Source organism: Methylomonas sp. EFPC3, assembly GCF_029643245.1.
Classification (GTDB): domain Bacteria; phylum Pseudomonadota; class Gammaproteobacteria; order Methylococcales; family Methylomonadaceae; genus Methylomonas; species Methylomonas koyamae_B.
On record NZ_CP116398.1, the window covers coordinates 4,289,416 to 4,309,729 of the forward strand.

16 protein-coding genes are annotated in these 20,314 nt (G+C 57.7%); 7 read left to right on the forward strand and 9 right to left on the reverse strand.

Translation table 11 applies throughout. From position 1 onward, the window contains the following. The 5 genes from PL263_RS19645 to PL263_RS19665 all read left to right on the forward strand — a co-directional run bounded on the left by PL263_RS19645 (position 1) and on the right by PL263_RS19665 (position 7,498). Complete coding sequence (locus tag PL263_RS19645) at positions 1-870, forward strand: pirin family protein (protein ID WP_278210964.1); 870 nt, start codon at positions 1-3, stop codon at positions 868-870. 415 nt (positions 871-1,285) lie between these two features. Then, positions 1,286-3,268: a TonB-dependent receptor gene (locus tag PL263_RS19650; protein ID WP_278210965.1), complete on the forward strand. Its 1,983-nt coding sequence runs from the start codon at positions 1,286-1,288 to the stop codon at positions 3,266-3,268. After that, the gene (locus PL263_RS19655) at positions 3,258-4,271 is read left to right on the forward strand and encodes an ABC transporter substrate binding protein (RefSeq protein WP_278210967.1); all 1,014 of its coding nucleotides are present in this window, start codon (positions 3,258-3,260) and stop codon (positions 4,269-4,271) included. The genes PL263_RS19650 and PL263_RS19655 overlap by 11 nt, the downstream gene beginning before the upstream one ends. Then, positions 4,268-6,433, forward strand: a complete 2,166-nt coding sequence (locus PL263_RS19660) for an EAL domain-containing protein (protein WP_278210968.1) — start codon at positions 4,268-4,270, stop codon at positions 6,431-6,433. Before PL263_RS19655 ends, PL263_RS19660 begins: the two co-directional genes overlap by 4 nt. A 102-nt stretch (positions 6,434-6,535) precedes the next feature. After that, positions 6,536-7,498: a glycoside hydrolase family 75 protein gene (locus PL263_RS19665; protein ID WP_278210969.1), complete on the forward strand. Its 963-nt coding sequence runs from the start codon at positions 6,536-6,538 to the stop codon at positions 7,496-7,498. On the opposite strand, the gene PL263_RS19670 is transcribed toward PL263_RS19665, so the two are convergent. Together PL263_RS19670 and PL263_RS19675 are read right to left on the reverse strand one after the other, a co-directional pair. Continuing rightward, the gene (locus PL263_RS19670; RefSeq protein WP_278210970.1) at positions 7,486-8,115 is read right to left on the reverse strand and encodes a pyridoxamine 5'-phosphate oxidase family protein; all 630 of its coding nucleotides are present in this window, start codon (positions 8,113-8,115) and stop codon (positions 7,486-7,488) included. The two genes, PL263_RS19665 and PL263_RS19670, sit on opposite strands and share 13 nt — an antisense overlap. Before the next feature lie 146 nt (positions 8,116-8,261). Beyond that, positions 8,262-8,879, reverse strand: a complete 618-nt coding sequence (locus PL263_RS19675) for a glutathione S-transferase (protein WP_278210971.1) — start codon at positions 8,877-8,879, stop codon at positions 8,262-8,264. A 195-nt stretch (positions 8,880-9,074) separates the two neighbouring features. Between PL263_RS19675 and PL263_RS19680 the strand changes: the two genes are divergently transcribed. Further along, positions 9,075-9,974: a LysR family transcriptional regulator gene (locus PL263_RS19680; RefSeq protein WP_278210972.1), complete on the forward strand. Its 900-nt coding sequence runs from the start codon at positions 9,075-9,077 to the stop codon at positions 9,972-9,974. Between the two features lie 647 nt (positions 9,975-10,621). Here the strand turns inward: PL263_RS19680 and PL263_RS19685 are convergent. From PL263_RS19685 to PL263_RS19695, 3 genes are all read right to left on the reverse strand, one after another. Further along, complete coding sequence (locus PL263_RS19685; RefSeq protein ID WP_278210973.1) at positions 10,622-11,542, reverse strand: NAD(P)-dependent methylenetetrahydromethanopterin dehydrogenase; 921 nt, start codon at positions 11,540-11,542, stop codon at positions 10,622-10,624. A 295-nt stretch (positions 11,543-11,837) separates the two neighbouring features. Beyond that, positions 11,838-12,956 (reverse strand): hypothetical protein, encoded by a 1,119-nt coding sequence (locus PL263_RS19690; RefSeq protein ID WP_278210974.1) that lies wholly within the window; start codon positions 12,954-12,956, stop codon positions 11,838-11,840. Beyond that, positions 12,956-14,137 carry a hypothetical protein gene (locus tag PL263_RS19695; RefSeq protein ID WP_278210975.1) on the reverse strand — a complete coding sequence of 394 codons (1,182 nt, stop codon included), beginning with the start codon at positions 14,135-14,137 and terminating at the stop codon, positions 12,956-12,958. Before PL263_RS19695 ends, PL263_RS19690 begins: the two co-directional genes overlap by 1 nt. 333 nt (positions 14,138-14,470) lie before the next feature. Here PL263_RS19695 and PL263_RS19700 point away from each other — a divergent pair, with 333 nt between their 5' ends. Beyond that, a complete protein-coding gene (locus PL263_RS19700; RefSeq protein ID WP_278210976.1) occupies positions 14,471-15,298 on the forward strand; it encodes a spondin domain-containing protein in 828 nt (275 codons plus the stop codon). Between the two features lie 316 nt (positions 15,299-15,614). Here the strand turns inward: PL263_RS19700 and PL263_RS19705 are convergent, their stop codons facing one another. The 4 genes from PL263_RS19705 to PL263_RS19720 are packed head-to-tail and all read right to left on the reverse strand — an operon-like array spanning position 15,615 to position 20,020. Then, complete coding sequence (locus tag PL263_RS19705; protein WP_278210977.1) at positions 15,615-16,262, reverse strand: methylamine utilization protein; 648 nt, start codon at positions 16,260-16,262, stop codon at positions 15,615-15,617. Beyond that, positions 16,232-17,527, reverse strand: a complete 1,296-nt coding sequence (locus PL263_RS19710; RefSeq protein ID WP_278210978.1) for a hypothetical protein — start codon at positions 17,525-17,527, stop codon at positions 16,232-16,234. The genes PL263_RS19705 and PL263_RS19710 overlap by 31 nt, the downstream gene beginning before the upstream one ends. 16 nt (positions 17,528-17,543) lie before the next feature. Then, positions 17,544-19,301 (reverse strand): HAMP domain-containing sensor histidine kinase, encoded by a 1,758-nt coding sequence (locus PL263_RS19715; protein WP_278210979.1) that lies wholly within the window; start codon positions 19,299-19,301, stop codon positions 17,544-17,546. After that, the gene (locus PL263_RS19720; protein WP_278210980.1) at positions 19,298-20,020 is read right to left on the reverse strand and encodes a response regulator transcription factor; all 723 of its coding nucleotides are present in this window, start codon (positions 20,018-20,020) and stop codon (positions 19,298-19,300) included. Before PL263_RS19720 ends, PL263_RS19715 begins: the two co-directional genes overlap by 4 nt. Positions 20,021-20,314 lie beyond the last annotated feature (294 nt).

Below are 20,314 nucleotides of genomic sequence, written 5' to 3' on the forward strand. Positions count from 1 at the left end.
ATGACTACACAAATCGAACAAAGCCAGACCGTGTTGCAGTCGCGGCATATCGAACGGCTGGTGGAGGGCAGGGCGACCTCCGACGGCGCCGGCGTCAAATTGACCCGGTTGTTGGCTCAGGATCTGCAGCGACGCTTGGACCCGTTTTTGATGCTGGACGCGTTTGCCAGCGAGTCGGCCGACGATTACATTGCCGGTTTCCCGGACCATCCGCACCGCGGCTTCGAGACCTTGACCTACCTGGGGGCCGGGCGGATGCGCCATAGAGATAACGCCGGCCACGAAGGCTTGCTGGAAACCGGCGGCATGCAATGGATGACGGCCGGCCGCGGCATCGTCCACTCGGAAATGCCGGAACAGAAAGATGGATTGTTGGCCGGGTTTCAATTGTGGATCAATCTGCCGGCCGCCGCCAAGATGATTCCGGCCGGCTACCGGGACGTGCAAAGCCCGGAGATTCCCCAATTCACCGTGGCTGGCGTGCAGGTGCGGGTGCTGGCCGGCGCCAGCCACGGCGTCATCGGCGCAATTCAACGGCCGACTACCGAACCTTTGGTGCTGGATCTGGCCCTGCCGGCCGGAACCCGATTCGAGCAGCCGTTGCCGGCCGGACATAACGCGTTTTTCTACGTTTATGCCGGCGAAATCGAGGTGGCCGGACGGAATGCCGGTTTACGGCGGATGGCGGTGTTAAGCAACTCCGGTGAGGCCGACGGCGTGGTAATCCGCGCGCTGCAGGACAGCCGGGTCTTGCTGGTCGCCGGTGCGCCGCTGGGCGAACCCATCGTTCAGCACGGGCCGTTTGTCATGAATAGCCGGGAGCAGATCGAACAGGCTATATTCGACTATCAAAACGGCCGGTTTGCCTAGCGCGATACCGATCGGGGGATGGAATCAAGTCTGCCTGCATTTCCGTGGGCAGGCGGTTGGTCAAGGCCCGTCCGGGGTGAGAACCGAGAAACGGGCGGCGCCACGCATTTCCGGTCGTGCCGGTTGCGCGGAATCGGTCCAACGCCGGTGGCCGGAAACCGTTCCGGGTTTCGGCTTGCCCTGCTTTTTGCCAGACGGAGGTTATTAATAGTTCGTGGTACCGCATCAATCGGTGTACAGTACCCGCCATCACTGGCCTTGTGACTTAATCGTCGTGCGGTATCGAGGAACGATGCCGAGAGGGGGAGTATGGCAAAACGCAGAAACGATTTATCCATTTGGCATTCGTGTTCGATTGGCTAAGCTTATGCAGCTCTAATGCTTTGTGCCTAACTTGAATCGAATCCCCATCGCCATGCCTTGTTTGACCGGAAATTGCCGAGTTGCGTTACTCGTTTGCCTGTCGCTGAGCGCCCCTGCGCTCAGCGCCGAGGCCGCCGCCGCAGCGGAAACCGAAGACGAACAGGCGGTATTGTTCGGCGAGTTACCCTCGGTATTCAGTGCCTCGCGCCACGAGCAGCCGATCACCAAAGCTCCCGCCGCAGTCGATGTCATCACTTCCGAACAGATCAAACATTACGGCTGGCGTACCGTTGCCGCCATGTTGGGCAGTCTGCCCGGCTTTTTAAGCGCCTACGATCGCGCTTACCAACGCGTCGGCGTGCGCGGCTTTGCGCCGCCGGGCGATTACAACACCCGCATTCTGGTGTTGATCGACGGCCACAGGGTCAACGAGAGCTTGCAGGACTATGCCGGCTTGGGCCGGGATTTTTTGGTAGACGTCGAAAACATCGAGCGGGTTGAAGTGGTGCGCGGACCGGCGTCGTCTCTGTACGGCAGCAGCGCGGTATTTGCGGTGGTCAACGTCATCACCCAGCGCGGCCGCGATCTGCAAGGCGTGCGGCTGGGCGGCGAAGTCGCCAGCTACGACAGTGAACAAGGCCAGGTCAGCTATGGGCAGAAGTTCGCCAACGGTATGGAAGGCCTGCTGTCGGCCAGTTATTACCATAGCGACGGTCACCATTCTTTGGACTACGGTAATTTGGGTTCTGCCAATGGGTTGGACCAAGAGCAAGTCGAACGCTTGTTCGGCAAGTTGGCTTGGGGCGACTTTACGTTGAGCGGCGGTTACATGCAGCGTAAAAAATACCTGCCGGCCGGCAGCGCCGGCGCCGATTTCGGCGTGCCGGATAGCCACTACGACGACCGCCGGGCCTATGCCGATTTGAATTACCGGCATACCTTCAGCGGCGATTGGGAGGTTACCGGCCGCTTGTTTTGGGACGGCTACGAATTCGAGGACGACTTGAACAGTCGCCCGGCCCCGCAACCACTGCTCACCAACCAGGATTCCTGGCAGGGCAACTGGTTGGGCGGTGAAGTTTTGTTGAGTCACACCTTTTTCGACAAGCACCGCGTGACCTTGGGGAGCGAATACCGCCGCAATTACGTTCAGCGCATGGCCAATTACGACGTGCAGAGCGGTTTTCAATGGGCGGACAACCGTTTGAACAGCAGCATTGCCGGCGTATACCTGCAAGACGAGTGGGAGATCCTAGACAATTTGAGTTTGCACGCCGGTGCCCGTTACGACCATTACGACAACTTCGGCGGTACCGCCAACCCGCGTTTGGGCCTGATTTACCAGCCTTTCGCCGATACCACGCTCAAGCTGCTTTACGGCACTGCATTCCGTGCGCCGAACGCCTTCGAAACCTACTACACCTGTTGTTCCGGCAGTTGGATCGGCAATCCGGATTTGAAGCCGGAGCGGATAGAATCCTACGAAATTGTCCTGGAACAACGCATCAACGAGTATTTCAACCTTCGCTTCAGTCCTTACTACAACAAGCTGAGCAATCTGATCAATCAGGTCGATGCCGGCGGCGTCAGGCAATTCCGTAACCAGGGCAATGCCGAGGCGCACGGCCTGGAAACCCAGTTGCAGGGCCGTTACCGCAGCTTCGAAGGCCGCCTGAGTTATACCTACCAACAGACCCGGATCGCCGGGCTGGAACAGGCGCCCAATTCGCCGACGCACATGGTCAAGCTCAATGTCAGCGCACCGTTGTGGCAGGATAAATTGTTTGCCAGCTGGGAGCTGCAATACGTCAGCCAGCGGGCCAATCCGGGCTATGTCCAGACCGGCGATTACACCGTTAGCAACTTGGTGCTGTTTTCGCGCAAGTGGCTGCCGGGGGTTGAATTGACCGGCGGCGTTTACAACCTGTTCGACGAAAATTACACCGATCCGCGGATTCCGCCCAATGCCAATCTACCCGATCAGATTCCTCAGGATGGTCGCAATCTGCGTCTGAGGTTGGCCCTTGAATTTTAAATCCGCCGTAGCGTTACGACCCCGGCTCGCTATAGGCGGATGGCAGTGGCTGCTGTTGCTGTGGTTGCGGGCCAAGCCACAATTGAGCAGGAGTTGCGCCCGGATCTGTTTGGGCGTCGCTGCCTTATGCCCCTTCGGTAAAACACTCGCGACCGACATCCTGATATTGCAAAGCCACGATTCCGCACCGTATCGACAGGCAGTGCAGGGCTTCAGCGATGCGTTGGCGCAACACGGGGTGCACGCCCACATCGAAACCCGAACCGTCGGCGACGAACCGGCTCCGGTGGTAGCCGAACGTCTGCGTGCGGAAACGCCGCACTTGCTGTTGGCTCTGGGTACCCCGGCCACGCGCGCTACCTTGGCCTCCGGCCAATCGGTGCCGATTGTGGCCGGCTTGTTACTGGATAGCGAAGAGCTTCTCGGCCAACCGCGTTTGACCGGCGTCGGCCTGGAGTTTTCACCGGCGTTGCACTGGCGATGGTTGCGCCGGCTGTTGCCCGACGTTCGCCACATCGCGGTGATTTTCGATCCGCGGCGGGGGGAGCCGACATTTCATGATCTGCAGCAATTGGCTAAGGCCGACGGCGTGGAGTTGGTGCCGGCCCCGGCGGCAGCGCCGGAAGAACTGCCCCAGTTACTGAAACAATTGCCGGCCCAGCTCGACGCGTTGTGGGCGGTCGACGGTGTGGCGGCTTTCAACGCGGTGGCGGTACGCGAATTGCTGTTGTACTCGTTCCGCAACCGCACGCCGTTGATCGGTTTGTCGGAACAATGGGTCAGGGCCGGGGCGATATACGCCTTGGATTGGGATTACGCCGATCTCGGCGCTCAGGCGGCCGATCTGGCCTGGCGCATCCTCGCCAATGGCGCCGCGCCGTCCAGTCTGCCGCCGCAGTCGCCGCGCAAAGTCAGGGTCATATACAACGGTCGTACCCTGGAGCACATGAAATTGAGCTTTCCGGAACGGTGGCTGGGAGAAATCAGCGAGGTGTCGCCATGAGCCGGAGCTCGATCAAGATGGCGACCCGCTTCAATCTGCTGAACGTTGCGTTGGTGTTGGTGACTGCGCTCAGCGTCGGCTTTATTGCCACCTACACTCAATTGACCCGTCAGTTCGAAGCCCGCCAGCAGCACAGCCTGGCTTTGGCGATGATGCTGGCCGAGACCAGCGAATACGCGGTGTTCACCGGCCAGGGCAAATTGCTGGAACGGCAACTGGAACGGCTGCGCAAGGTGCCGGGCTTGGCCTATGCGGTGATTGTCGACGCTCAGGGCCGCGAATTGGCGCGGATGTCGGTCGACACCCAATACGATTCCCGGCCGCTGCCGCAGTCGGGTAAAGGTCCGGAGAGTTTCTGGGATTGGTGGCAGGCTTCGCACCGCCACGGTTTGCTGGAGATTGTGCGGCCGATCACCAGCGGCGGCTTTCAGAACGAAGACGCGCTGTTTCTGCAAACGCCCAGCAGCACGGTGATCGGTGAAGTGCGGCTGGTAATGAATCTGGACGATTTCGTCGCGGTGGTGCGCCACGCCGTGCGTTGGGGCTTGCTGGTGGTCGCGGTGATTTTGCTGATCGGCTTGGCGGTGTCGTTAACCATGACCGCCCGGATTGCGTCGCCGTTGAAGCGATTGGCCGATGCCGCCCATCAATTGACAGACGGCCGCATGCAGCCGGTGGAACTGGACAGCGGCGGCCCGGAAGTGCGCGAGTTGGGGCGGGCCTTCAATCTAATGGTGTCGTGGTTGGCCGATTACCGCACCGAAGTGCAAAGTTATCAGAGCATGTTGGAACGCCAGGCTTTTTACGATGAGCTGACCGGGCTGGCCAACCGGAATTTGTTGAAGGACCACTTGCAACTGGCGTTAAGCCAGACCCATCGTCGGCGCAGCTCGATGGCCTTGCTGTTTCTGGATCTGGATCGCTTCAAATACGTCAACGATACGCTGGGCCACTCCTTCGGCGACCAATTGTTGCAGGAAGTGTCGGATAGGCTGCGGCATGCGGTCAGAGCCGGCGATACGGTCGGGCGTATGGGCGGCGACGAATTTGTAGTCATTCTCGACGGTTTGAGCCGCGAATTGGCCGAGGCCCGTCGCGATGCCGCACGCTTGGCCGAGCAGATCGGCCACACGTTGCACAAGCCGTTTACGATCCGCGGTCACGACATCAGTACCAGCTTCAGTATCGGTATCGCACTCTGCCCGCATGACGGCGACGACAGCGAAGCCTTGATTCGCTATGCCGACTGCGCCATGTACGACGCCAAAACCCAGGGCCGCAATACCTACCGCTTTTACGAGCCGGCCTTGCAACAACGCGGTGCACGGCGCTTGAATCTGGAAAGCGGTCTAAAACGCGCCCGCGAGCTGGGCGAACTGATGCTGTATTTTCAACCCAAATACGATAGTGCCCGCGGCCGCCTGATCGGCGCCGAAGCCTTGCTGCGTTGGCAGTACAAACACGAGATGATCTCGCCGACCGAGTTTATTCCGCTGGCGGAAGAAACCGGTCTGATTCTGCCTATCGGCGAATGGGTACTCGAGACCGCTTTAAATACGCTGGCGGAGTGGCGGCGGTTGAACTTGGTCGATGCCGAATTCCATATCGGCGTCAACGTGTCTCCCGCCCAATTCTGGCATTCGCAGTTCGCCCCTCGCACCTTGGCAATCTTGCAGCGTTGCCTGCCCGAAGGCCAGGGCGCGCTGGAATTGGAATTGACCGAAAGCTGCCTGCTCAGGCCCTCCGAGGAAAGCCAGCGGACCTTTAATGCCCTGCGTCAGGCCGGCGTGCGGTTTGCCGTCGACGACTTCGGCACCGGCTATTCCAATCTCGGCTATTTGAAACAGTTCCCGCTCGACGTGTTGAAGATCGACCAATCTTTCGTCCGCGACTGCATCGATGATATCAGCGATGCTACCATTATCCGCGCCATCATCGCCATGGCCCGCGGTTTGGGTCTGGCCGTGATTGCCGAAGGTGTCGAGACCGCCGAGCATGCCGAGTTTCTGAAAAGCGAGGGCTGCGACTTGCTGCAAGGTTACCTGCTGGCCAAGCCGATGCCGGCCGACCAATTCGCCGAATTTTGCCGGCAATTGGCTTTTCATCCCTACTTGGGTAACGCTGCGGCAAGCCATTCCGCCGACGCCAAATTGCTGCGTTAGCCGGTTCGATGTTGGCAAAACTGTCGGCCTGCAAATATTTCGAGCGCGCTCCGCAAGCATATTAGATACTCAACAGCATTGACCCTACTGCCGGAGGCCGCCATGTCCGATTGCCGCTTAGCCAAATCTGCCCGCCGTACCGCGATCGCTTGCGGTTTGTTGTTACTGGTATCCGCTGCGGCCGGCCATGCCGCCGACTGCGACATGGCGCAAGCCTTCAAACAGCCGGACGGCAATGCCAAAACCGGCTTCACCCCGGTCTGGTCGGATCGCGAGGCCAAGGCGCTGTTTTTCATCGAAGGGTTGAACGTCAATACCGACGGCACTCGTCGCTCGTACAGCGTCGACGATTTTTGGGGTGAGGAAACAGCCTTGAACAACCTGTGCAACGCCATGAGCGACGCCTGCGCCGGACTGAGTAAGGACGGGCTGCGCAGCCGGCGGTTGCTCACCCAAAAAGCCTTTGCAAACGGATGGCCGGCCGAGCTATTGGCTCAAACCAAAATCGCGTCGGCGATCATTCCGTTCAAGGGCGGTAAACCCTGTCCGCCGGTGGACGGATTTTTGGTGTCCGCCACCGCCTTGCACAAACCCAATGTGGCCGACGTCTGCGACATCGGCAACTATGCCGATGCCTTGGTCACGCCAGCGCTGGTGCTGCCGAAAAATCCCACTAAGAACACCTTGTCGGAATTTGCCAAACGCCATGCCAAGGTCGGCGATTTGGCCGTGGCGCTGGTGCCGGGTAGTTCCGCACCGGTATTTGCCGTGGTCGGCGATACCGGGCCGGCGAAGGAATTGGGCGAAGGCTCGGTTGCCTTGAACGGCAAATTGCTCGGCAAAAGCGCGGCGCCGGCCAACTACCAGGAGGTGCGCGGCAAGGGCGCATTCAAAGGCAAGGCCTGGACAGTACCGCAAGCGCTGGTGCTGATCTTCCCGGCCAGCGGCGACAGCGCCGATCCCTACCTGACGCCGGAACGCATCGACGCGGCGGCGCAAAAACTGTTCGAAGATTGGGGCGGCGTGGCACGGCTCAATGCCTGCGCCGCCGATTACGGCAGGTAGCGGCGTTCGACAGCTTGCAGAGCGTCGCGCAGCCGCCGGTTTTCGGCTTGCAAGCGTTCGATTTCCGCTTGTAGACCGGTCAGGCGCGGTTGAATCTGCGCTTCGGTAAAGCGCGGCGTGATGTGCTTCGGACAATTCCAGTCGTAAGCCTTAACCGCAATCACGATGGCCCGCTCGACGCCGGCTTCGACCGGCAGCACCGTCGGCCAGTCCGCCGCGCCCAACTCGACGATGCGAGCCACGCCCCAAATTTTCAGCCGGCGCCGTGCGGCGTAGTCCATCAGGATCATCGCCACCCGGCCGTCGGCGTCCAGATTGCCGACGCTGATGTATTGGCGGTTGCCGCGCTGGTCGGCATAAGCCAGCGTGCGCGGGTCCAACACTTTCAAGAAGCCGGCGCTGCCCCCGCGAAACTGCACGTAGGGCCAGCCGGTTTCGCCTACGCTGGCTTGGTAAAAGCCGTCGCGCTCGGCGACGAAGGCTTGCTCGGTCTCGCCCAGCTCGGCGCGGGGATCGGCGGCGGTTTCGAAACCGAGATTGCCCTCCCGGCTGCCGTAGCGGCGCTGTGCGGCGCGCACCGAATCGGTAAAACAAAGGTCGGCAAAGGCTCTGGACATGGCGGTTTACCTCGATTACGGAATGGTGAAAATTGTTCTGTACCCTGGATTCCCGCGAAAGCGGGAATCCAGGGTCACGGACGGCAGGTCTCGAGCCGTCCGCGGTGCTGGTTTTCGGCTTACTCAGTTAGCATGGCCAAATGGCATCAAGCCGACGCGCTCGGCCGTTGCCCGACCCGCTCCCGCCAACTGAGCAGATTTTTGCAGGCGTCCGGAACGCCGATTTGCATAAAGTCGATCAACTTCAGCCCGGCAAACAGCGTGATGTCCGGCATCGTCAAGTGCTCGCCCAACAGGTAGCGCTGGCCGCGCAGCACGCCGTCGAAATAATGCATGCCCTTGATCGCCACCTGGCGTTGGTACTCGCCCCATTCCTTGATCTGAATCGGCTCCAATTTGCCCAGACCGGCGGTGGCGTGGTGAAAATAATCACCGGCGGCATCCAGCACCAAGGCCTCGGCGCGGCGTTGCAACATGTGGATTTGTGCACGCTGTTTGGCGGTTTCGCCGGTCAAAACCGGCGTGCCGGCGCAATGGTCCAGATACTCGGTAATCGCGGTACACTCGGCAATCGCGGTGCCGTCGTCCAGCACCAGCACCGGTACTTTGCCGACCGGATTGAGTTGTAAAAACTCCGGTAGCTTGTGTTCGCCGTTCGGCACATTCACCTGCACAAACTCGATGCGGTCAGTCAAACCTTTTTCGGCGGCGGCCATTCGAGCGCGCAGCGGATTCGGGAAAGCGCGGAATTCGTAAATTTTCATAAAAACCTCGGTAATGTTCGGATTGATGGATCGGTATTGCGGCCGGCTTTTGCCAACCGCGGGGACAGTGTATTGATTACGCCTAATAAACAGAATACAGATAAATTACAATTGACTATTCCGAAAATAGGAATAAAACTGGCGCGTGGCGACCGTTAAAGCGGCGATAGCTCAACGCACTCCAGGAGGCAAAATATGGACAAACTGCAAGCAATGACGGTGTTCGTTACGGTCGCCGAAGCGCAAAGCTTCGCCGGCGCCGCGCGGCGGCTGGCGATGTCGCCGCCGGCGGTGACGCGGGCGATTACCGGATTGGAAGAACGCTTGCAGGTCAAACTGTTGCAACGCACCACCCGGCTGGTGCGGGTGACCGACGCCGGCCAGCGCTATCTGGAAGATGCCAAGCGGATACTGGCCGACGTGGACGCAGCCGACGAAGCCGCCGCCGGCATCAACGCGGAGCCGGCCGGCCAGTTGGCCGTCACCGCGCCGGCGCAGTTCGGCAAGCTGTACGTGATGCCCGGCATCGTTGACTACCTGCAACGCTATCCGGCCATGCAGGTCACGGCCTTATTCGTCGACCGGGTGGTAAATCTATTGGAAGAAGGCATGGACGTGGGCATCCGCATCGGCGAATTGCCAGACTCCAGCCTGCGGGCGGTGCGGGTCGGCCAAGTGCGGCCGGTGGTATGCGCGGCACCGGATTATCTGCAACGCCACGGCGCGCCGAACGACCCCAGCGAACTGGCCAAACACACCCTGATCGCCGCCGGCGGCCTCGGCGCCGGCCCGGACTGGCGCTTCGGCAGCGGCGCCGACGCGCACAGCGTACGCATCCAACCCCGATTAGTCACATCCACGATAGACGCCGCGATCGAAGCCGCCGTGCAAGGCCTGGGCCTGACCCGCCTGCTGTCCTACCAAATCGCCCCCTACCTGGCCAGCGGCCAGTTGCAAACCGTGTTAAACCGCCACGAACCGCCGCCGATCCCGACCCACGTCCTGCACCGCGAAGGCCGCTACGCCTCGGCCAAGGTTAGAAGTTTCGTCGATTTGATTGCCGAGCGTTTGAAACGGGAGGCGAGGTGGTTGTGAGGCGGTTAAGCGCGGCGTTGGCCACGCCGCTGTCTGTAAGACCGCCGGTCGCGGCATCCCCGGCAAGGGTTCGGCGTGATTTGTTCAGCGGCGGGTTTCAAGACAACCGTCCGGCCGATTCAAGATGATTTTTTAGCGATGCTTTCGTAACTTGCAAGGACAAGAAAACGCACATAAGCTGGCATTCAAAAATCCAGCTGCGATTTACCCCTCAAGGCATACAAGCTTGCGTAATCGCACATTTCTTGTCCATCCAAAACGCTCATCTGTTTGGCTATCACAAAATTCCGCTATGCAAGCAGCATCGCGATCCGTTTGATCGGTTGCTGTTGGCAAGTGCTTACCAGGAAAATTTGATTTTGTTGTCCGCGGACAATCATTTCGCCCTTTACGAACAGTGGGTTCAGGTGTTTTGGTCGCAGTGATGGACGATCTGCGTTCTCGGGTTATTTTCCTGTGCGATAGGATGACTCCGTCAGGCACATCGTTTGCGACCGTTGCGCCTCGCCGCTGGCTCGGCGCAACCTATGTGGGGTGCGGGCTTTATTGCGTTGCATAAGTTGCTAATGCTGGACCTGCCCCCGGTCTTTTGCGAACGGCGAACCTCTGCCGGTCAGGGTAAGCCGCCAAATAATTTAACTGACGATTTAAATCGATTTTTCCGGCTTGGCCGCTTGCTGTTTTAATACCGATAGCGCAAATTCATACGCTTCGGGGAAATCGATTAAGGCCGCGGTACTGTTTTTTTGGATTTGCTCATATAAACCAAACTGGGTTTTATATTTCAAATTACCGATAGCCATCGGGCCTATGCTCAAAAAACGGGTGCCGGATACCTCCGCGACGACACCAAGGTCGTTAAGACCGATGCCGGCCACTCCGCTAGGTGGCACCGCATTGGTATCGGCTGCCAGGATCAGGTTCTTGGCATGCGCCAAGGAGTTCTCCAAAATGCGCACCCCGGCTCTTACTGCACTAATAATGATTTCGGCTTCCCGGACCACGATGTCTTTTTCGTCGTTAGTCTGCGCGGACACCCATTCGACTTGAGCGTTGTAGCGTTCGCAAAAGCGTTGCGCCGATCTTTCGTCGTCGTCGGCAACCAGTTGGCACAGTTTTACCTTTGCGCCCTGTTGCGTAGCCAATATAGCTGTGCAAAGACCAACCGGCCCCGTGCCGAATACGGCCACTTTCTTTCCCGACAAGCCTTGGCCGGTCTTGTCGTTCAGAACCTGTTCGATCAAGGCGACAATACTTGCGGACGTGGTATACGCGCCATTCGGATCGGCGAATACGCCAACCTTGAAAGGTCCGACCATGGCATTTTTGGCATTCTGAAACATGTCGGTCGCCATATGCACATCGCGTCCGCCGATGAAAATGCCGGTGTCGTTAAAGCGGTTGGGTGGGCGACAAAAAATGGCGTCTTGAACCATTGCCGATACTTGCTTAGGTTCGACTTTGGTAAACGGCACCACCATATCGAAGCCGGCATCAGCAGCAATGGTGACATCGAATGGGCTGATGTTTTCGCTAGGCGTTAAAAAATACAGAATTCTTTTGGTCATGGTCGATTGGTCCGGGTTAATTTTAAAGGTGGTTTTAATATAGTTGATACCGGACTATTTACTGCGGGCTCTTAAAAAACTTGTGCTTCGGAGCGAGTAAGCCCGGTTGGCACGGTTTTGTACCCACCCTACGGCTGCTGCAGAAGTTGCTCGAATGCTAGACCTGACCCCGGTCTTTCCCGAAGGTCAGAAGCTTCGTCGATTTGATAGTGTAGCGCTTGAAGCGGGAGGCGAGTTGGTTGTTTCGAGGTCAACATGCCTCCGATTAGGCTACCGCTAATCGGAGCGATCTATTTTAGGAAAATTTTTGAGGTAGTTCAGCTTGGTAAACACGATAAGCATCCTTAGTAACATTCAGCAAAAGTTTAATGAGGGGATTCCAGTCAGAATCCATTATTTTAAGTTCGTTATTTGGATAGAGTTGATGAACAAGTTGATTTCGTATTCTGTAAATCTTTATAGCCAATGCTTCGTGAGATTTCTTCTGATCATCGGTGCCATCAAACGACCAGCTGTTTTCAGCAAAACTAACGCTCTGAATACCACTGGTCTCAATTATTTTCTCATCGATATCTTTGAATATTCTGCATAGCGAATCTTCCTCACGCTTTCGCCACCCAAGCTCATCGATACAATGTCTTGCTAATTCATAAGCTGGGTTTGAATAAGATAATTTATTTTTTAACATTATGCTGCGCGGCATAACATATAAAACCTCAATGCATCGATATAGCTCAATAAATGCATGCTTATAATGCGTTGCGGTTAGCGATAAGAAAATGTTTTCCTTTAGAACTGGGGAGTCCTCCTGCAGCATGGAAATATAATCACTAATCAGGGGTTGCATCGGTAGCTTAATAAATTCTTGGAATTGAGAGCAAATAAAGTAACCTGTTTCAATGTAATTTCTACCGCTATAAATGCTATTGGCATCTATTTTAAATATCGCAAAGATCTCGATAAATTTTATTAGATCATAAAAATCATGTCCTTGATAATTTTCATCATATTCATCAAAAAATATTTCGTCTAGCTCTCGTAAATCTAATGGTGAAATTCTTTGTAAATTGGCTTCGGTAGCTATTACTAAAAATAGTCCAGCATTAACTTCTTGCTCAACTATGCCTAAAGACTCTAAGTGTCTCGATATTTCTTCATAACTCGGGTTGGTTTTATTTATTTGGGTTAGTACTAAATATTCGATGTTTTCATATAAAAACCTGCCAATTTTTACGTTATGTAAGATGTAGTCTACTTCTAGTCTTGATGCGTTACGAAATATTTTTAACTCCTCGCAAAAAGCTGATTTATTTTTGTTTTTTAATATTTTCATGTTATCAATATTAGAAACGCTCAAACCATCTGAAAGGAGGTTGAAAATGTTTCTGCTATATTGAATTAGGCCTCTACTCATTATTTAGCCGCCCAACAAGGTTCCATTGATGTAAGTCTGTCTGCGTAAGAAAATAATGTCGAAAAAGCTTTGAAGAAAAAATCTCTTTCAAATTCGCCGATTTTACCGCTTCTTCGACTAAGCTTTTCGTTCAAAAAAGACAATTCAAGAAATGAATCAAGTTCAGCTAAATTCTTTTGATTTAGAACATTCACCAAGTTTTCTATATTAGTAGAAAGTGTATTTGTCTTATTGTCAGCATCGTTGTCATCATAGGAAAACCCTGGAGGCCCAAAAATATAGACTGAAGCAGCCGCAATGAACCCAATACCCGCAGGTGCGCTAGCAAATATATCCCGACCGGATTCAAATCTTTCACCAATCGAATTTGCTGAGCTTGTGAGTTTGGTGAAAGCTTCATCTAGTTTCGCCATGTTTTTTAACGAACTTATAAACCTAGGTAAAAATGATTTGCTTGCTGTCGCCTCGGTGGCATCCATTCTTGCAAAATCCTCGGCTACTCGTTCTTTAATGTCAACGTCAGTCTTACGCGACGAAAACGCTAGGAAATATTCGATTAATCGTTCGCTTAAATATTGGCCAGCATCGGTTCGATTTCTACGCTCTTTTTCGTCAATAAAAAGGATATTTATGTTCGGAACCTCCTTTTCAATTTCCGTTAGAATTGGTTTGTAGATTGTTTCAAGTTGACGTTTCATATCCCAAGGAACCTGCCCAGTATTTAGAACAAGCATTCGATATATGAGCTCATCTATATGACTTGAGAGCCAGATTTCGATTCTGATAGGATGACTGGAAATTTGGCCGTCTTTATTAGCCTCCAAAATTGCAGTGGTTCTTTGCATGCCGTCAATGATCGAAAGATCATCCTTATTGACTTTATTGATGAAATCACTCATGTCTTCATCTGACTGAATATTTTTAGCAGTACTGAATTGACTTTCAGTAAGTACCGCACCTATAACCATTGGAGGGAGAATAGCGCCAACTTTTATGTCGTTTACCATACGATTTCTTATTCTTATCCCCGTTTTGGTTTTCAGCGGAGCCCTCTGGCCAGCTAGTCCACCTCGGTCTGAATAAACACTTTCAACAAGAGTCAAATACTCATTAACAGTTGTTGTGTAAATACAAGATAGACAGTTAGTACGCCGGTCTTCCAATAAATAATTTTTACTCATAATGTTGATCTCATTTTATGTAGCTCAATATATTAACCTCATGGTAGTGTATCTTGCACAGTTTGTGTATGCCGCACATCGGGAACGGAATTTTCCCTGCGACTGCTTTCCAGGATCGATCAGCCCTTCAAAATGGGGTATGGTCCGGTAGGGTGGGCACGGTTTTGTGCCCACGCGGATTGAAGCGGTGGGCAAATTTGCCCACCCTATAGCTGCAATTGAAGACTGACAGCTCCACATCTCACGCCGATTTGACTGCCCCGTGAGGATTTCGTGATGTTTCCGTTTGCACAATGGCCGCGCCATTTGGCATTCACATTCAGGAGAATCACGATGCAGAAAAACCATGCTTTCGCGCTGTCGGCGCTGTTGTTGGCGGCCGGCGCGGCGCCGTTGAGTTCGGCCGAGGCGGCGCAAGTTACCTTGAGTTTCAGCAATTTGTCCGCAGCCAACGGGCCGGCCTTGAGTCCGTTCTTTATTGCCTTGCACGACGGTTCGTTCGATGCCTTCGATGTCGGCACGACCGCCTCTTCGGCCATCGAAGCGATCGCCGAATTGGGCAACGGCGGCGGCTTGTCCTCGGCGTTCGCGGCCAGCAGCGCGGCGGCGGCCGGCGGCACCAGCGCGACGGTGACGGCGTCGGTCAACGCTTTCGGCCCCGGCATCTTCCTGCCCGGCGGCAGCGGCAGCGTTACCTTGAATCTGGATCCAGTAAAAAACCGTTATCTGAGCTACTTCGCGATGGTAGTACCGTCCAACGATCGGTTTGTCGGTAACGATTCGCCAACCGAAATCGAATTGTTCGACGCCCAAGGCCATTTCACCGGTGGCACCTTCGTCGAGAACGGCAGCAGTATTTGGGATGCCGGCACCGAACTGGACGGCACCACTGGCGCGGCCTTTCTGGTCGGCTCGAACGCATTAGACAGCCCGGCGCAAAACGGCACGATTCAAGCCAACCACGACTTCTCCGTCTACGCCGGCTTGCCGACCGCGGCCGGTTACAACTTTACCGACCTGCCCGGCGCCAACACACCGTTGCTGCAAATCACGGCGGTGTCGCAAGTGCCGGTACCGGCGGCAGCGTGGTTGTTCGGCAGCGTGTTGCCGTTGTTCGGTTGGCTGCGGCGGCGCGCGCCGGCTTCTGCTTTGTCGGCGTGAGGCGGGCGGTTCGTTTTCTAGCCGCGATGAGGAGCTAAAGATCGGACTGGCCGAGTTGGCGGCGGGAAAGCGTTTTCCCCCTTCGGTTTTTCGCCGCCAGCTTGGGTTGGCTTGGAGTACAAATCTCGATTTGTACTCCGGTTCGCCCCATTCGCGCTCGAACCAAGGCAGTTCGCGGTTCGGCGATATGCTGCTGAGGTCGGGCTGACGGACTTGGCGGCGAGGCAACGATCTCCCGGTACGGCTATTTGCTGTCGGTTGCTTCCGGCTTGGCGTGCAAGTCTGGATTTATACGCCGGCTTGGCGATGCGACGCGTCAAAACCCATCGCCATAGCCTTGATTTTGCAGGCTGGCCGGTGGTTTGCCGGTCTGAAAGCGCATTTTCAATTCCAGCGATACACGCAATTCGGCGGACGGCAAGGTCACTACCTGATCGGCCGGCTGTTCGGCGGCGTCCGGATGCCAGAAGGTCAGGCGGTAGCGGCCGTTCGGCAAGTCCAAGCTCCAGCGGCCGTCGTTATCGGAAACCGCCAGATAATCCGCGTCGCTGACGTAGACGTAACCCAGCATCCAATCGTGAATGTTGCAGCCCAGTGCGACGATGCCGGGTTGACCGAATACCACCGGCTCGGGCGGCACGCCGCTGTATAACTTGATTTCGAAGCGCTTGGCCGGCGAGAACGAATAGACGTGGTGCTTGATGGCATCGCTGTTCGGAAAATACACCGGCGTGCCGCTACGCACCGCCAACACGTGGGGGATGAATTCGCGGCTTTTCTGGTCCAGCGCCATCGCTGCCGGCGGCGGCGCGGCCTTGACCCGGCCGGCTTCGTCCAGCGCCTGTGCCGCCACCACCAGATTGGCCAGTGGCAGGCCGCCGGCTTCGGCTGTGCCGGCCAATTCCGCGGCCGGCGCCACCGAGGCCCACGCCGTTAAAAAAACAGCCGGTAGCCGACTTGCCACAGCGTCTCCTCCTGATATGCCGCTTCGCCGCGCTCCAATCGGGCCGGAAGGGCGCTGAAAATGCGGCTGAATTCGAGGTTGAATTGATGGCGCTGAGCGAAGGTCAGGTTGTAATTGACGGTCCAGGCCTGGCCGTGTTCGCCGTTGCGGTCTTGCGGCAGGTAGTCGCGTTCGTCGCTGCCGAAGCGCTCGTAGCGCACGCTGAAGCGGCCGTCGCCCAAAGGCCGGCTCAGTAGCCAGCTCGCCGACCAAAAGCCGACATCGACCGCGTGCAAGTCGTCGATCAAGTCGCCCATGCTGGTACGTCCGCGCATCCCTTGACTGATCAGCGTGATTTCCCACGGCAATTCGGCCTTGGCGCCCAGGCTCCAGAAACGGGTGTGCCAGCCGTATTGGCCGGCCGACAGCGCCGCCGGGTCGGCGTTGTTGTCGTAATACAAAGCCCGCAGTGTGTAGCGCTGTGGCCGTTCGGCGGCGATGCCGGCGTAAAAGCCGGGCCGGCCGTCGACTTCGACGAAGGTTTGGCTGGCGTTCGCCTGCTTTGGAAACAAGGCCGGAATGCCGATGCCGTCCGGCAGGCGCAGGCGGCCGGTCAAGGTCGATTCGAAGTCGTGCAGACTCCAGCCGCGCCAGGCCAGCATCAGGCCGGCGGTGTCGTTGTTGGCCAGCCCGGCGCCGAACACGCCCAGTCTGTCGCCGGCCTCGGTTTGGTAATCCAGGCGCAGCTCGCCGCCGAAGGCGTGTAATTCCTGGCCGACCCAGGCGTTGATGGTCGACGAACTCAAGGTGTAAGGGCTGCTCCAGGCAGTGCCGGTGTTCTCCAGCGAAATCGGCGGAAAGAACATGCCCAACCTGCCGGCGAAACGCCAGCCGGCGGCGCCGACCGGCCGGTAGGCCAAATAGGCCTCGGTCAAATCCAGCGGTGCCGATTGGCGGTCGGCGTATTTGACGGTGGCATTGACCATCCAGTCCCAGTCCAAGCGCACCTGCAAGGTAGCGGCGGCTTCGTTGACCCGCCAGCGGTCGTGCTCGCCGCCGGCCCGCAATTTGCCCAGGCCGTGTTCCAGCTCGCCGGGCGCGGCGTCGCTGTGCTGGTAGCGCAGGTCCAGCAGGCCGTGCCAGGTCAATTCCGGAAATTGGCCGTCGTCGGCTTGGCAGATTGGCAAGCCGGTAACAGCGAGTAAGGCCAACGACAGTTTCAGCCGCGATGAAACCCCGCTGTTCCAATTGGGCGGCGTTGAGATAATCGAGGACAGCCGGATCACGGAAAACGTCGCCGATTTAGGGTTTGCCGCCGGCGTCGCGCGCCATATCCGCCAGCGGCAAATCGAAGCGAAATTCGCTGCCGACGCCGAGCGTACTGTCCACGTCCAAGCGGCTGCCGTGCAATTGGGCGATCTTGCCGACCACGATTAAGCCGAAGCCGCCGCCGTCGGCGCGGGCGCGCCGGGCCAGCGGCGAGTCCCAATCGCACAAGGTCGGCAAGTATTCCGGGGAAATTCCGATACCGGTATCGGCAACCGAGACGGCGACGCGGCCGTCCGCCGGCCAGGCGTCCAGCCTTACCGCACCACCGGATGGCGTATGGCGCAGCGCGTTGTCGATCAGATTGGTCAGCAGGCGTTCGATCAGGCCGATGTCGGCGACGACCGCCGGTAGCGCCGGGCGCAATTCGGCCCGTAAGGTCACGCCACGCTGCTCGGCCTGCAAGCGGTATTTTTGCGCTACATCTTGCAGCAATTCGGCCAGATTGAACGGCTCCGGATTCAAGCTGGCATCGTCGCATTCCAGCTTGGCTAGTTCGAACAATTCCTGCGCCAGCCGGCTGACTTTTTCGGTCTGGCGCAACGCGGTGTCCAGGAAATGCCGCTGCTCGTTGGCCGGCAAGATATCGGCCTTGCGCTGCATCGTTTCCAGAAAGCCGCGCAACGCGGCCAGCGGCGTGCGCAAATCGTGTGACATGGTCGCCACCAGCTCGCGCCGTTCCTGGTCTTTCTGGCGCAATTCGCCCAATTGGCCGGCCAGTTGCGCGGCGCGCACGAAGGTGTCGGCCAGCCGGCCCAGTTCGTCGCTCCGGCCGGTCAGCGCAGAAGACGCGAAGTCGCCGTTGACTACCCGTTCGCCGGCCCCGGCCAAGGCCCGTAGCGGCCGCGACAGATTACGGGCGATCACGACGCTGCCGGCCAGCGTCGCCAACAGGCCGAGCACCAACACCCCGGCCGCCAGCAACAGCATCCGGCGATAACCGGCGAAAGCGTCGGTGAACTTGATTTGCAGTAAGGCAACGATGCCTTGCGTCGGGTCGGCGGCCGGCAAGGGCAGGATGCGGCCGAGATAACGGCCCTGAGCGGTATCGACCGTGGCCGCCAGCGTCCGGTCGGCGCCGCTGTTCAGCAAAGCCAGGGCCGCGTCCGGCGCGGAGCCGGCCAACAAGCGGCCGCCGTCGGCATTCAGCTCGGCCAAGCCGATTTGCAGCGGCAATAGCGAATTCTGCCGAAACTGGGCGATGCGCGGCTCGTCGACCGCCTGCGCCACCGCCACCCAACCTACCGGCAGCGGCGCCAGCACCGGCACTAATGCCCATTCCTGCAAGCGGCCGTCCGTGACGGCGAACCACACCGCCGGGTTGTTGCCGTCGGCACGCGCCAAGGCTTGCGGATAGGGAAACGGCCGGCCCTGCCATTGGCCGGCGCTGTCGGCGACGACGTTGAATTGCGGATCGATGAAAAATCCGCGCCGGGCACGGACGCGCAGCAGCAGGTTTTCCAGCGCCGAGGCGATCGTGGCCGGATCGCCGCCGGTCACTGTGCTGCGGAAGCCGAAATCGGCGACCAGCAAGCCGGTCTCGCCGGCCACCCGTTCGGCGCGCTCGACCAGCAACTGGCGGAAAGCTTGTTCGGCGTAGCGCAAATCCTGATCAAGCTGGCGTAGCAGATTGTCCCGCACCGCGACGTAAATGCAGGCCACCGTCAAGGCTTGCACCGCGACGAACAGAGCGGCAAACAGTAAGGCGATGCGGCTTTGGAAACTGAGCGTCATGCGCCGAGGTCGTCAGGACCGGCGAATTTGTAGCCGACGCCCCATACCGTCAGGATTCGCGCCGGTTTGGCCGGATCGGTCTCGATTTTGGCGCGCAGCCGATTGATGTGGGAATTGACGGTATGTTCGTAGCCGTCGTGGCTGTAGCCCCAGACCTGATTCAGCAGTTCCAGCCGGGTGAACATCCGGCCGGGATGGCGAGCGAAAAAATGCAGCAAGTCGAATTCGCGGGCGGTCAGCGCCAGCGGCTGGCCGTCCAATAGCACCGTGCGGCTTTGCGCATCGATCCGCAAGCCGTGGCCGACGATGACGGCATCGGTTTGCTCGGCGGCCGGCCGGCTCAAGGCTTCGACTCGGCGCAACAGCGCGCGAACTCGGGCGACCACCTCGGCCAAGGCGAACGGCTTGACGATGTAGTCGTCGGCGCCCATTTCCAGGCCGACTACGCGCTGCACCTCGCTGGATTTGGAACTGACGATGATGATTGGGGTATACACCGGCTCGGCCCGCACCCGCCGGCAAATTTCCAGGCCATCGACGCCGGGCAGCATCACGTCCAATAACAACAAGTCGTAAGGCTTGCCGGCGATTGCCGTCAGCGCCGCGTCGCCGTCGGCCGCCAAGTCCACATCGTAGCCTTCGTCGCGCAGATTGGCGGCCAGCAGCCCGGCGATGTCGGGATCGTCTTCAACCAATAATAGGTGTTTGGTGGGCGGCATCGGCGGTGGCTTGGTTCAAAATAACGCCGATTATCGGCCAAGCGCCGTGTTAGCGCCATTCACGAAAGTTTCGCGGCGGCGTGATAACTCCGTGAGATTTGGTCGATTAGGTCCAGGCTGGGCTTGGCCGTTGCCCGGTCGTTATCGGCGATCGCGTCTGCCAGCGGTAAATACCGCAATTTCGGCGGGCGGGCGCTGCAGAAAATCGGGCGCTTGGCGGCGGTCGGCTGATCACAAAAACGTCAAATTCATTCGGGACAATGACTGTGTGCCGAACCGGTGTTAGGTTAGACG

Coding starts and splice junctions, on each gene's coding strand:
- PL263_RS19645 (WP_278210964.1), top strand. CDS start 1: ATGACTACACAAATCGAACAAAGCCAGACCGTGTTGCAGTCGCGGCAT.
- PL263_RS19650 (WP_278210965.1), top strand. CDS start 1,286: ATGCCTTGTTTGACCGGAAATTGCCGAGTTGCGTTACTCGTTTGCCTG.
- PL263_RS19660 (WP_278210968.1), top strand. CDS start 4,268: ATGAGCCGGAGCTCGATCAAGATGGCGACCCGCTTCAATCTGCTGAAC.
- PL263_RS19665 (WP_278210969.1), top strand. CDS start 6,536: ATGTCCGATTGCCGCTTAGCCAAATCTGCCCGCCGTACCGCGATCGCT.
- PL263_RS19670 (WP_278210970.1), bottom strand. CDS start 8,115: ATGTCCAGAGCCTTTGCCGACCTTTGTTTTACCGATTCGGTGCGCGCC.
- PL263_RS19675 (WP_278210971.1), bottom strand. CDS start 8,879: ATGAAAATTTACGAATTCCGCGCTTTCCCGAATCCGCTGCGCGCTCGA.
- PL263_RS19680 (WP_278210972.1), top strand. CDS start 9,075: ATGGACAAACTGCAAGCAATGACGGTGTTCGTTACGGTCGCCGAAGCG.
- PL263_RS19685 (WP_278210973.1), bottom strand. CDS start 11,542: ATGACCAAAAGAATTCTGTATTTTTTAACGCCTAGCGAAAACATCAGC.
- PL263_RS19690 (WP_278210974.1), bottom strand. CDS start 12,956: ATGAGTAGAGGCCTAATTCAATATAGCAGAAACATTTTCAACCTCCTT.
- PL263_RS19695 (WP_278210975.1), bottom strand. CDS start 14,137: ATGAGTAAAAATTATTTATTGGAAGACCGGCGTACTAACTGTCTATCT.
- PL263_RS19700 (WP_278210976.1), top strand. CDS start 14,471: ATGCAGAAAAACCATGCTTTCGCGCTGTCGGCGCTGTTGTTGGCGGCC.
- PL263_RS19715 (WP_278210979.1), bottom strand. CDS start 19,301: ATGACGCTCAGTTTCCAAAGCCGCATCGCCTTACTGTTTGCCGCTCTG.
- PL263_RS19720 (WP_278210980.1), bottom strand. CDS start 20,020: ATGCCGCCCACCAAACACCTATTATTGGTTGAAGACGATCCCGACATC.